Genomic DNA, 12,785 nt, shown 5'->3' with positions numbered 1-12,785 from the left:
CTCAAGTCCACCTCGAATCATCAGTCCAGTCATCAAGATTTTCGTAGACAAACCAGCCCAGCTTCACGATAACCGCTAAAACCAAGATCAGGACTCCAAGCTGCATCCAAAACGTCCTGTTACGAGCCTCCTGAAGCTCTCTTTCATTATTCTCTACAATCGTCTGGTTCAAGCTCCGGATCATCTCGGTATTCTCCTCAGACTCAGCCTCAACCTGATTCAAATTCTCAGAGAAATTGCTGCGAGTCTTGTTCAACTCACTGCGGAACGTATTCTGCTGAAGACGAACCCGCTGCAGTATATCCCGGTAATCCTCCGAACGAGTATTCGCCAAAACCTTGAGCGACGTAAGCTCCTCCTCAGTCAAACTGACATTCGCCTCAGGAGTCCGGTAGACAGTCTCCGTATTATTCTTGTACCTCACGATCTGCTCCCCACTGCAGATATTCGACTCAGGGTTATCACTACAGAACTGAACCAACGTCTCTACAGCCTCACGCTCCGCCTCATCAGTATCATACTGCTTGAACGGGACAAAAACACTGGCAGAGAACTCAGTCTCGTTGAAATTCTCACCGGAAACACTGACCGTCCGCTGGTAAGTCTGGTTCGTGGCAGCTGTCGCATTCTCCTCCGGCTTCGGAATACTCACTTCATACTGAACAAGAGTATCCTCACCTGCAGGAACATCGAACCCGGAACTCCGGTCAAACGTGATATCCTCCGCTTCCAAAGACACGTTGAAAGCCGTCTCATTCCCTGTATTCCGGACCCTGAACACCGAGGTATCACTCTCCCCGAACTGTAACTCGAAATTACTTCCAAACGTAGAGAGATCTACCGAGGTATTCCGGTAGAACGTGGAGACGTCTATCGAAATGTTCGGCCCGGAGAAATCGTTGTCAGAACCGCTGTACTTGTAACTCGAACTCAGCGAGTCGTTGATCGAGGTAATGTTCTCCGTGTAGAACGAAGCGTTCACCGTCCGTGTCTGAGACGCATTCAAATTGAACCGGTTCTCGTTCCAGGACAGGTACGACGTATTCTCCAGGGTCACGTTGTGGATCTCTCGCGACGAGTCCAGATTCGTGAAGGAGAACTCGATCTCATGATCGTTGTAAGCCGAGAGATCACGGTCGACTCCATCTGGAACGACGTTGAACTCTGGAACCTGTGCCAGTGAGATAGACGAAAACAGAATTACTGCTAAAACCGGTATCAGTCCTTTACGAATAGCGATCACTCCACTTCTCCAGGTTCAACTCCTCTGTGTCGATTTTGAAAATCAGTTCCTCTTCGTCGACGACCTCCAGGTACGGCTCGATAATCGCGGAGAGAATTGTCTTCTGACTGTACTCGCAGTTACCTACTCCGGATCTGAAAGCCTGCGTCAATCCCTCGTCCAGTTCGTTACCGAACGACTTCTCTTCAGACCCGTCTATGAACCTTTCTGGAAAGTCATCTCTCAAGATATCCGCCTAAGAAATATAGGTGAAGTGTCATTTTTAAAAGCACAGGACAGCCAATACACCCTATGGCGGACGACGAAGATGGATTCCTGAACCTCTCCCTACCGCAGAAACTCCAACTCGGAGCATTCAGCGCAGGAACAATCATCTTCCTTCTCACATACACCATATCCGGCCTACTCAACGGATTCAACTACACCAACACCTGGATCCTGAGAAACCCGGTACCCGTCGCAGCATACTGGCCCCTACAAATCGGACTAATACCGGTTTACAGAAGCATCGACCCAAGTCACCTCAAGTTTGTCAAGCAATCCGCGCACAAATTCTTCTTCACCGGCGCACCTTTCATCATTTTCTGGGCATACTACCAATTCAACCCGCCAACAACCGGGATAGATAGAATAGTTTCTACTCTAAGCTACATCATCACCTCAGCATCCATCCTAAGCGTAGTCCTCTCAGGAAGCTACTTCCAATTCAAGAAAAACCGTGAGTAACTCAGAAGGTTCTCCCCCCGAACCCCTCCCTAATGATCAGACGGCAGCCGTCCCGCGGTTCCACTTTCACTCCCCTTGGCGGAGGTATTAGACAGTAGAGTTTAAACTAGAAAGGAGAGCCCCCCACGCTGGAAGGAGGGAAAAACCAATGCCCAGCTTCAACGTCGACACGGAGGAGATAACAGCATTCGACTTCGGGAACACATACTTGTTCACAGCGTACTTCGACGAAGAACAGCTCTTCAACCAGCTCAAAAAGTACTACAGTAGGGACAAATATCGTTTCAAAGTCCCAGAAGAGGACCTGAAAGAGGTACAACAAACTCTGGACAGTTACTTCTACGAACTGGTGATAGAGGACTCCCCAGAGGAGTACTGTGTCGTCGCAGACGAAGAAACAGATTCAAACGCGATACTAAGCAACTCAGTAATGAGAAAGCAACGCCGGAACCACGATATCTACCTAATGAAAGACAAACTATCACTCGAGCAAGCCGTTGAGCAGGGCGCTATTAGGGTAGAAAAATCGGAGGTCAACGCAGGGAATATAGAATGGAAAACCAACGGATCATAGCGGGGCCACTCGTCAATCTGCCGGTAGGTACGGGTAGATACAAGTATCTCCCGAACAGCAATCTTACCAAGAGGATATCATCATGAGTACAGATAATTTAGAGGTTGCGAAGACTGGCCAGGAAAAAGGCGAGTCCGTTTTCGACAACCGTTCTCTCGAAGACATCTACGGGGAGATACAGGAAACCTATCTGGCGGATGACCGCCCCTGGGTTATCGGCTACAGTGGCGGCAAGGACTCCACCACTGCCCTCCAGCTAATTTGGTACGCAATCGAAGACCTTCCAGAAGAGAAGAGGCAGAAACCGATCCATGTTATCTCAAGTGATACTTTAGTGGAGACGCCGAAAATCGTCAACCACATCATCTCTACTCTGGAAAATATCAACGAGTACGCAGAAAAGAAAAATCTGCCCTTCACCGCCCACAAGGTCACCCCCAAGGTTGACGACTCCTTCTGGGTCAACCTCATCGGACGCGGCTACCCGGCACCCAACCAGAACTTCCGCTGGTGTACGGAACGCCTCAAAATCGACCCTGCAGACCGATTCATCGAGAACCAGGTCTCCGAACACGGCGAAGTAGTGGTGATTCTCGGAGCACGGAAAGCAGAATCCGCCACCCGAGAACAGGTAATGGAGATGCACAGCATCGACGGCACCGTCCTCTCACGGCACAACAAGTTCGCCAACGCCTTCGTCTACACACCTATCGAGGACTGGATCGTCGACGACGTCTGGACCTACCTCATCCAAGCCGTCGACAACCCCTGGGGTAAGAACAACCGAGATCTCGCCGCACTCTACCAGGAAGCGGACGACGAGTGCCCGATGGTGATCGACACGAAAACCCCATCCTGTGGTAACAGCCGATTCGGTTGCTGGACCTGCACCGTCGTCTCCGAAGACAAGGCGATGGAGAACATGATCGACGAGGGCGACGAATGGATGGAACCCCTCCTCGAGTTCCGTGACTTCCTCAAAGAAACGCAGGACCCCGAGAAGAAGCCGAACTACCGGATGGTCAAAGGCCGTCAACACGGCTACGTCAAAGAGAAGACCAACGGCAGTGACGGCATCATCCCCCGCGCCCACAAGTTCGAGTTCTGCAAAGACCTGCTCCGGAAACTCCTGGAGACCCAGAAAGAGGTCAACGAGAAAATCCCTGAAGACGAGGAAATGGATCTGATCAGGGAGGAAGAACTCAGAGAGATCCGGCGTCTCTGGCGCGAAGAACGAGCTGACTGGGCGGACTCCGTACCAAACATCTACAACGAGGTCATGGACGACGACCTAGACTGGGTCCACGACGACCTCGGCTCCTTCGGCGAGCTGGAAGCAGAAGTCCTCAACGAGGTCTGTGAAGAACACGACGTCCCTGCCGAACTCGTCAAACGCCTCCTCGACACCGAGTTCCAGCACTACGGCATGAAACGCCGCGCATCCATCTACAGCGAGCTGGACAAAGTCATGCGAGAAGACTGGCGAGACATGTCGGAAATCGTCGCAGAACTCGAAGGTGAAGACCGTATAGAAGCGTGGGAATACGACGGAGTAGACGTCTAACGGACAAGGCTACATGAGAATCAACAAGCTAATCATCACAGACTTCGGCCCCTACCGAGGACGCAACGAAATCGAGCTTAGCTCAACTGAAGACTCTCCCATCGTACTGTTCGGCGGGAAAAACGGGGCAGGGAAAACCACGCTATTCGAAGCAATCGGATTCTGCCTCCACGGCAAATCCTCCCTCGGCCGGCGCACCGCCAGGAAAGACTACGAACAAGCAATCCGCAGCAAGCTCCACGAATACCCAGACGGCAAAGCGGATACAGCAGCCGTCCGACTCGAGTTCGAGTACTCCCACATGGGCGAAGTGGACCACTACTCCGTGGAGCGTTCCTGGCGCGACCGTGGCAAAAGCATCGTCGAGGACCTGAAAGTCCGGAGGAACGGAGAGATCCCATCCGAACTCAACGAGGACCAGTGGCAGGACTTCCTGAAAGAACTGGTTCCACCAGGAGTCTCCCAACTGTTCTTCTTCGACGGGGAGAAAATTCAGGAACTTGCGTCAGCAGTCGAATCTGACGCCGACTTTGAGGACTCGATGTACTCACTCCTCGGCCTCGACCTGATTGAACGCCTGGACACCGACTTATCCATCTACATCTCCCAGAAGCTCGAAGAAAGCGGTGTAGAAGGCATCAACGACGAAATCCAGGAGCTTCAGGACCAGCGAGACGAAATCGAGCAGGAGTTTGAGGACCTGAAACAGGAGAGAGCAGAGAAGGAGCAAAGACTGGCAGAGCTGGAGGACGAGATCGACAGCAAGGAATCGAAGATCGCCCAAGAGGGTGGATCCTACGCCGACAAACGAGAGGAACTCAAGGAGCGCCGAGCTGAACTGAACGCCAGTATCGAGCAACTCGAAGACCAGATCCGGGATCTTGCGGAAGGCGCGTACCCGTTCACCCTGGCACCGGATCTCTGTGAGTCCGTAGTTGACCGGTTGAAGACTGAGACCGAACGGCAGAACCGGGCGACCGCCAGGAACGAGCTCACCGACGAACTCGACGACGTACTCGGTGACGAGGATGTCTGGGAAGAGATGGATATGCCGGAAGACCAAGTCGGCCAGCTCTCTGACCGCATCCAGGATAAACTCAAAAGCCGGCTGGAAATCGAAGACGAGGAGCCGGAACTCGCCCACCAGTTCTCGGAGGCACAGCGACAGGAGATCTACTCGCTTACCGACAGAGCCCTGAACGATGTCCCAGACCAGCTTGCGGACCTAACCGAGAGTCTGGAAGACAAAACCAGGGAACTCCAAGAGGTCGAATCCGGCCTCAACAAGGCACCTGACCAGGAAGTCATCTCACCGCTGATCGACGACCTCAACGAGCTTACCGAGGAGAAGGGAGCCATCAAATCGCGGCTGGAAGAACTGGAGGAAGAAATCAGTACAGCACAGACCCGGTTAGAGCGGAAAGAGAACGAGGTCGAAAACAAGCTTGAGCAGAAGTCCCGTGTCGAAGATGTCTCCGAACGAGCAGACCTCGCCTCCGACGTCCGGAACACGGTAAAGGACTTCCGCGAAGAACTCGCCAAGAAGAAGCTGCGGAAACTGGAGTCGAAACTCAGCGAACGCTACATCACCCTCTCCAACAAAGGCGAGTTCTACGACAAAATCGAGATCGACGAAGAAAACCTCGACATCACGATCAAGACCATCCACGGCAACAGCAAGCCGCACACAGAACTCTCAGCCGGAGAACGGCAGATCTTCGCCACATCCCTCCTCTGGGCACTGGCAGAGATCTCCGACCGGCCACTACCCTTCATCGTCGACACACCGCTCGGCCGCCTCGACAACGATCACAGAGACAACCTGATCACCCACTTCTTCCCAGAAGCAGCACACCAGGTGATCATCTTCTCCACCGACACGGAGATCGACGACCACCAGTACCAGAAACTGGAAGGCTACATCTCCCAGGCATACCGCTTGGAGTACGACGAAGAGGAAGGGAAAACCGTTCCCTCGGAAGGCTACTTCTGGACCGAAGACGACGAAGATCAGCGATTACTCGGGGAGATCACATCATGAGCCAGAAATTCAACCGGATCACCATCGACAGCGACGCCACCAACCAGCTGAAAATGCTGAAAGCCAACACCGGGATGACACCCAACTACCTCGGCAGAATTGGCTTCTGCTACTCCCTCAACGAGCCACGGCCACCAAACCCGCAGCAGTACGACACTGACGGGCAAACCTTCAACCGGTACACCCTGCTCGGAGAACACGACACCCTCTACATGGCCCTCCTGAAAGAACGACTCATCCAGGAAGGGAAAGACCCCGAAGAGGACCTGTACGAAGAGTTCGTCGCACACCTCAACCGAGGCGTCGAACGAGTAGCAGGTAACGTAAGCGACCTAAGCGACTTCTACGACCTCGTTCCCGGAGAGATAAAAGGACTGGAAGCCAAACAGGAAGGATAGCTAATGACTTCTGACGTGGACACACCCATCTACCTCGACCACCACGCCACCACACCCGTCGACGAAAAGGTCGTTGAGGAGATGACCCCCTACTTCACAGAAAGCTACGGCAACCCAGCCAGCGAAGACCACATATTCGGGGCAAAAGCGAAGCAGGCCGTAAACCAGGCCCGAGAACGAGTCTCGGAGGCAATAAACTGCCGCGAAGAAGAAATCATCTTCACCAGCGGAGCAACCGAGTCCGACAACCTGGCTATTAGAGGAGCAGCAGACTACGCAGATGACAACGACAAAGGCAGCCACATCATAACCGCCGTCACCGAACACGAAGCAGTACTCGAAGTCTGCGAAGACCTGGAAACAGACGGCTTCGACGTCACCTACCTACCCGTCGACGAAAACGGGAAAGTAGACCCGGCAGACATTCAGGACGCAATCCGGGACGAAACCATCCTGATCTCCATCATGGCTGCCAACAACGAGATTGGCACCATAGCTCCGATAAAGGAGATCGGGGAAGTCGCCAAAGAGAACGAGGTATTCTTCCACACCGACGCAGTCCAGGCACTCGGTTACCTCCCTATCGACGTCGAAGAGATGGGTATCGACCTGATGTCCATCTCCGCACACAAGATCTACGGGCCGAAGGGCGTCGGCGCACTCTACGTCAGAAGACGGAACCCGAAAGTCAAACTCAACCCGTTACTTCACGGAGGAGGCCACGAACGAGGCTGGCGCTCCGGGACGCTCAACGTCCCTGCAATCGTCGGATTCGGAAAAGCCGTGCAAATGGCGGATCAAAAACTGGAGGAACGGAGTCAGCACGTCGATGAACTCACCTCCTACATGTGGGACCGGCTGAACGACGAACTGGACGACGTCGTCCTCAACGGCCACCCGGAAGACCGGATCCCTAACAACCTCAACATCAGCTTCACCGGAGTAGAGAACAAAGCCCTGGTCAAAAACCTGCAGCCGGACATCGCCGTCTCCGCAGGATCAGCCTGTACCACCGGCACAGTCGAAGCCTCACACGTACTCCAGGCAATCACCGACGACGAAGAGGTCTGGCACCACGCAATCCGGTTCGGACTCGGGAAAGACAACACCCGAGAAGAAATCGAGTACGCGACTGACGAAGTAATCAAGATCGTCAACCGGCTCCGCAACCTCACCTTCTAAAAAGCCTGACAGGGGAATAGCCAGCCCCCACCTGGCAACTGATTGGTTGATACAACTAATTGCTGTACTAACTCTTCTACTGTATTAATCGCCGTCTGTAAAACCGGAGGGCGGCAAAGGATTCAAATGGTCAGTAAGCGTCCATCACACTAGATGTCAGACCCTCCCAAAGGGTTGAGGGACCTCGATCTCCCGTTACTGATAGAAACATCCGATGTTGACTTCGCGGAGGATTTCTACAACCCCGCTCTGAGCGTAGCAGAAGAATACAAACGAGGTGTCGGCTACTTCACCAGCTCCTGGTTCCAGTTCGCAGCAAGAGGGCTGAAAGGACTTGCAGAAAACGGCGGAACAGCCAAATGGATCATCAGCCCCATCCTGGAGGAAGGTGACTGGGAAGCACTACAAAAAGGAGAAGAAGCAAAGCGAGACCAGGAGCTGTACGACCGGCTGAACCACATGGTCTCCGACATCGAGGAAGGACTCGAAAAAGAAACCCAGAACACCATCGCCTGGATGATCGCCGACGGACTCCTCGACATCCGGATCGCAATTACCGGGGAAAACCTGTCCGGCGACTTCCACGACAAATGGGGGATCGTCAGAGACCCCAACGACGACAAAATCGCCTTCCACGGGTCACAGAACGACAGTAGGAAAGGATTCTCCAACTACGAATCCTACTCCGTATTCGCCTCCTGGATGTCCGACAGAGAAGCTCAGAGAATCGACCAACACGAAAAACGATTCGACGAGATCTGGGACAACGCGAAGCAGGGCGTACACAGCATCTCACTTCCCGACAGCATTTCCCTCGACATAGCGGAACTACGGAGCGACGACCGGCCGTACGACAACCCTTCGGAGTCCAAGAAGATGACCAGTGCCTACCGATGGAGGCACCAAGAGGTAGCTGTAAACAAGTTCCTGGAAAGCGGTCACGGGATCCTCGATATGGCGACCGGTACAGGGAAAACACGGACCTCCCTCAAAATCCTGAACCGTCTTCTTAGACAGGGGGGCGTAGAGAACGTCGTCGTCGCCACCAGAGGAAACGATCTCTTGGATCAATGGTACGGCACCCTCTCCGAAAACTTCAGCGCCGATGAGATGTGGATCTACCAGGAATACGGAGGAAACCACGACCTCGGGCAGTTCCTGACAAAGAACAGGGACAAGCTCGAGGCACTGATAATCTCCTACGACAATCTCCACGAGGCCATCGACGGTGACATCAACAACAAGCTTCAGCAAAGCCTGCTCATCGCAGACGAAGTCCACAATATGGGCAGCGACACCAGGCAAGCCAACCTCACCGGGGAGCTTGACGTTTTCAAACACCGTCTCGGACTCAGCGCCACACCCTTCGATCCCTACGACCCGGATCGAAACGACTTCCTCAGAGACGAAGTTGGTCCTGTAGTCTACGAGTTCTCCGCTGAAGACGCAATCAGGAGGGGAATCCTCTGCGAGACCGACTACACACCCCTGTTCTACGAACTCTCAGAAGAAGACAAAGAGGAGCAGAAAGCAGCGTTCGGGAAGTTCAAAGGCCTCAAACAGAAGAACCCGAACATCCCGAAAAGCCAGCTGTACATCATGCTGGCTAAGGTCCGGAAAACCTCGGAGGAGAAACTCCCCGTCTTCAGGGAATACTTAGAGAAGAACCCTGATGTCCTGGAAGACGCCCTCGTATTCGTCGAAACCAAGGAATACGGACACAAGGTCCAGAAAATCATCCACGACCACACCAAGAGCTACAGGACCTACTACGGAGAAGACCCTGAGGAAACACTCGAAGCCTTCTCGAACGGAGAAATTGGCACCCTCGTCAGCAGTAAAGCGATCTCCGAAGGCATCGACATCAAATCAGTCAAAAACATTATCCTGTTCACATCCAACCGCTCCAAAGGCACCACCATCCAGCGCATCGGCAGAGCTCTCAGAACCAATCCCGAGAACCCTGGGAAAACAGCTAACATAGTCGACTTTGTGGTTAGAAGTGACATCGAAGAAGAACCGGAAGACGACGAAGTGGATATCCCCCCAGACAAAATCCGGTATGACTGGCTCACAAACCTTAGCAAGGTCACAAAGACGGAGGACAACTAACTATGGCAAGCCCTGAAGTCGAACGAATCGCAGAGGAAGTAATGGAAGAATATGATCAGTCTGACGACGTCAAGAAACGGTTTCTCAACTTCTACGAGAATACCGTGGAGAACAATCTCGGTGGAAACGACCTACACGGACTGATCAACACAATCGAACTCGAAGACGAGGAGGAGCTTGATGGATCTTAGAATCAAAGGAATCCGGTACAAGAACATCCGGGAGTTCAACGATCTGGAGATTGACCTAACCCGAGAAGACGGAGATACCCATCACATCTCCCTTGTCCAGATGCCGAACGGCACCGGGAAAACCACCACCATGGATCTGATCCGGACGGTGCTTGTCGGCAAGGAACTCAACGAGGACGATGGACTCACTGTTGAATCACTTGAACCCGAAGAGTTCGACGCAATCGAAGGCTCGTTCGAGGTAGACTTTGAATCGAACGGAGATCAGTTCACCTTCCGCTTAGATCTCGACTATGAAACCTACGAATACGAATACCGGACCATCCGTCCAAGCGAAGTAGGCGGAGGAGACATGCTGGGCCACTCCCTGCCAACTCAGCTCCGGACAGTCATCAACGAATCCTTCGCCAACTTGTTCGTCTTCAACGGCGAGCTCACGCAGGACTTTATCCAGACCGGGAAGGATGAAGCAGAGAACGCCCTGAAGACGGTCAATTACCTCAACCGTCTCGAAGACCAGCGGAACAAGATCGAGCAAGAGGTTGAGGAACGTCAGGACGAGGACAGCGTCAACAGCGAGAAAGGGTACCGGAACGTGAAGGGCCGGCTGGACACTGCGAAAGAGAAACTGGATGAGCTGGAACGACGCGAATCAACCCTCAAGACAGAGATCAAAGAGCACGACAAAGCAATCCAGTCACTCAGCACAGAACGCAGTGAAATCCTGGCAGAGAACCAAGAGCAACTGGAGAAGGACAAACGCCTCGACCGTGAGATCCAGGAACTCCGGAACGACATAGAAGACTCTACCGACGAAGTCCTATCCCTGATGCGGAACCCCAGTCAGCTCCACGAAGACTTCAACGACGACATGGAGAAACTGGTGAAGAAAATGAACGTGATAGGACTACCTAAGCCGACCTCCCAGGAGTTCTTCACCGAGCTATCTGAGCGACCGAAATGCATCTGCGGAAGAGAGATCGACGAAGAGCACGCAGAGAAAATCCTGGAGAACGCGGACCACTACCTCTCTGAGGAAGACATCGGTGTACTCAACCTTCTCAAGGAGGATCTGCGTGGAATCCCTGACTTTGAGGACTACGAAGACAAGTTCGAAGACCTGGAAGACAAACGCGGGGACTTGGAGCAGAAAAAGCAGGAGAAAGGCCGGGTAGACCTCGACGACCCGGACATGAACGAACGCCTCCAAGAGATCACCGAGGAGAAACAGGAGGAGAAACGGAACAAGAAACAGAAGGAAGAGGAACTCCGGAAGCTGACCAGTACCGACAAGAACGAGCGAGAGGAACTCGGGCTGAACTGGAAGAACAACATCCACCTCTGCCGGCAAAAAGTCGAGGAGCGGAAGGAACGGGTCCGAGAAGCCAGCAACACCGTCAACTTCGGGAAACGAGCAGATATCCTCGAAGACATCTTCGACGACTTCATCGACGAATACCTCTCCACCCTGAAGCAAAACCAGATCGACGAAACCAATCAGCGCCTGCAGAAAATCCTCGGTCTCTCACAGGTCCAGATCGAGGACATCGACAACTCGATCAAAATCAAGGGGAAAGAGGACGTCTCCGAAGGCCAGAGCCTGTCAATCGCATACGCATACCTCTCCACCCTATTCGAGGACTCCGCTATCGACGTCCCATTCATCATCGACAGCCCCGCAGTCAGTATTGACTACGAGAAACGAGCAGAAGTCGCACCCATCATCTCCGACCTGTTCGACCAACTGGTGATCTTCGTGATCTCCTCGGAACGGGAACGCTTCGTCGACGAACTGGACTCTGGCGACATCAAATACTGTACCGTTCACAAAACCGAGACACCGGGAGCAGTCGAGAAAAGCCTGGACAAAGAGTACTTCATGGACTTCCAATCCGAAGAGGAAGAACTGGAGGAGGTGGCCTAAAATGTCCTTCAGACTCAGCAAAGAGGCCCGCAGCTACTTCGGGAACATCAACAAAGCCAGTTCACTCAACGAACTGGAAACCGACTGGGACAAATACTACCTCTCCGCCATGGCCGGGATTAAAGCCCGAAGCCGCGTCCCAGACGACGAAGAACCACCCGCAAGCCAGCAATTCCTTGACTACGTCATCCCAGCCTACGACGACCAGAAATACGAGATCTACGGCTCCCTAATCGTAGCCGAGGTTGAACGCGAAGGGATCCCCTGGGGTCAAAAAGAGGAAATCCGGCAACTCATGCTGAACCTGCTGGACTCCGAAAGCAACACCCGACTCTCCGATAACGGTATTCAGGTGCTCAACTGTTACGCCGAGAAAGGCTCTCGGCTGATCAGAAGCGAGATCAAACCTCAGCCCCAGCTGGACGAGTTCCTGGAACTCTACTACGACTTCCTCGACGACCTGGAAGACTGAGTCACCACCCGTCTTCGTTCTAATAGTGGTTCTCTGGATCAGGGTAATATAGTTCCGCGTCCGGAAACTCCTCCTCGAACACGCTGATCCACGTCCTCTACTCCACGTCGACGAACTCCTCCACATCCAGATCGTCGTAGTCGAACTCGATTACCGCGTCAAAATCATAGCTGGCATCAACATCGGGATCGCGGAGAGCATCGACATCCCGGCCGTGGACGTGCATCTCGAAGACTTGATCCTCTTCCTCCAGGAGCTCGCCTGTCGAGATATCGTCGTACTGTCGCAGCCAAGGAGCCAAAATCAGGCCTAAGTCCTCCTCGTCAACACTCATCAGTTCCATGTAGTGCTCTACACG

13 protein-coding genes are annotated in these 12,785 nt (G+C 53.2%); 10 read left to right on the top strand and 3 right to left on the bottom strand.

The annotated features are described in order from the left end of the window. Position 1: 1 nt before the first annotated feature. Together LI334_RS03075 and LI334_RS03070 are read right to left on the bottom strand one after the other, a co-directional pair. Complete coding sequence (locus LI334_RS03075; RefSeq protein ID WP_227261707.1) at positions 2 to 1,243, bottom strand: COG1470 family protein; 1,242 nt, start codon at positions 1,241 to 1,243, stop codon at positions 2 to 4. Beyond that, on the bottom strand, positions 1,227 to 1,469 hold the full coding sequence (locus LI334_RS03070) for a hypothetical protein (RefSeq protein WP_227261706.1): 243 nt from the start codon (positions 1,467 to 1,469) through the stop codon (positions 1,227 to 1,229). Before LI334_RS03070 ends, LI334_RS03075 begins: the two co-directional genes overlap by 17 nt. Before the next feature lie 65 nt (positions 1,470 to 1,534). On the opposite strand from LI334_RS03070, the gene LI334_RS03065 reads away from it, so the two are divergent. From LI334_RS03065 to LI334_RS03020, 10 genes are all read left to right on the top strand, one after another. Further along, positions 1,535 to 1,969, top strand: a complete 435-nt coding sequence (locus LI334_RS03065; protein WP_227261705.1) for a hypothetical protein — start codon at positions 1,535 to 1,537, stop codon at positions 1,967 to 1,969. Positions 1,970 to 2,117: 148 nt separating this feature from the next. Further along, positions 2,118 to 2,543: a hypothetical protein gene (locus LI334_RS03060; protein ID WP_227261704.1), complete on the top strand. Its 426-nt coding sequence runs from the start codon at positions 2,118 to 2,120 to the stop codon at positions 2,541 to 2,543. A gap of 82 nt (positions 2,544 to 2,625) precedes the next feature. After that, entirely contained in the window at positions 2,626 to 4,107 is a 1,482-nt protein-coding gene (dndC, locus tag LI334_RS03055) for a DNA phosphorothioation system sulfurtransferase DndC (protein ID WP_227261703.1), read from the top strand. A gap of 13 nt (positions 4,108 to 4,120) precedes the next feature. Then, complete coding sequence (gene dndD / locus LI334_RS03050; protein ID WP_227261702.1) at positions 4,121 to 6,148, top strand: DNA sulfur modification protein DndD; 2,028 nt, start codon at positions 4,121 to 4,123, stop codon at positions 6,146 to 6,148. Beyond that, a complete protein-coding gene (gene dndE, locus LI334_RS03045; RefSeq protein WP_096396433.1) occupies positions 6,145 to 6,546 on the top strand; it encodes a DNA sulfur modification protein DndE in 402 nt (133 codons plus the stop codon). Before dndD ends, dndE begins: the two co-directional genes overlap by 4 nt. Positions 6,547 to 6,549: 3 nt before the next feature. Next, positions 6,550 to 7,728, top strand: a complete 1,179-nt coding sequence (locus LI334_RS03040) for a cysteine desulfurase family protein (RefSeq protein ID WP_227261701.1) — start codon at positions 6,550 to 6,552, stop codon at positions 7,726 to 7,728. 153 nt (positions 7,729 to 7,881) lie between these two features. Next, the gene (locus tag LI334_RS03035) at positions 7,882 to 9,840 is read left to right on the top strand and encodes a DEAD/DEAH box helicase family protein (RefSeq protein ID WP_227261700.1); all 1,959 of its coding nucleotides are present in this window, start codon (positions 7,882 to 7,884) and stop codon (positions 9,838 to 9,840) included. Positions 9,841 to 9,842: 2 nt separating this feature from the next. Next, positions 9,843 to 10,031, top strand: coding sequence for a CxC ATPase DNA modification system associated small protein (locus LI334_RS03030; RefSeq protein ID WP_227261699.1), 189 nt, complete (start codon positions 9,843 to 9,845; stop codon positions 10,029 to 10,031). Then, positions 10,021 to 11,955, top strand: a complete 1,935-nt coding sequence (locus LI334_RS03025; RefSeq protein ID WP_227261698.1) for an ATP-binding protein — start codon at positions 10,021 to 10,023, stop codon at positions 11,953 to 11,955. The genes LI334_RS03030 and LI334_RS03025 overlap by 11 nt, the downstream gene beginning before the upstream one ends. 1 nt (position 11,956) lies before the next feature. Then, a complete protein-coding gene (locus LI334_RS03020) occupies positions 11,957 to 12,427 on the top strand; it encodes a hypothetical protein (protein ID WP_227261697.1) in 471 nt (156 codons plus the stop codon). A gap of 97 nt (positions 12,428 to 12,524) precedes the next feature. Here LI334_RS03020 and LI334_RS03015 read toward each other — a convergent pair whose 3' ends face one another. Next, positions 12,525 to 12,770, bottom strand: coding sequence for a hypothetical protein (locus LI334_RS03015; protein WP_227261696.1), 246 nt, complete (start codon positions 12,768 to 12,770; stop codon positions 12,525 to 12,527). Positions 12,771 to 12,785: the final 15 nt, after the last annotated feature.

The sequence above is a fragment of the Salarchaeum japonicum genome, from assembly GCF_020614395.1.
Classification (GTDB): domain Archaea; phylum Halobacteriota; class Halobacteria; order Halobacteriales; family Halobacteriaceae; genus Salarchaeum; species Salarchaeum japonicum.
The sequence above is the reverse complement of the archived record's forward strand: the minus strand, read 5'-3'. Positions and strand labels throughout refer to the sequence as shown.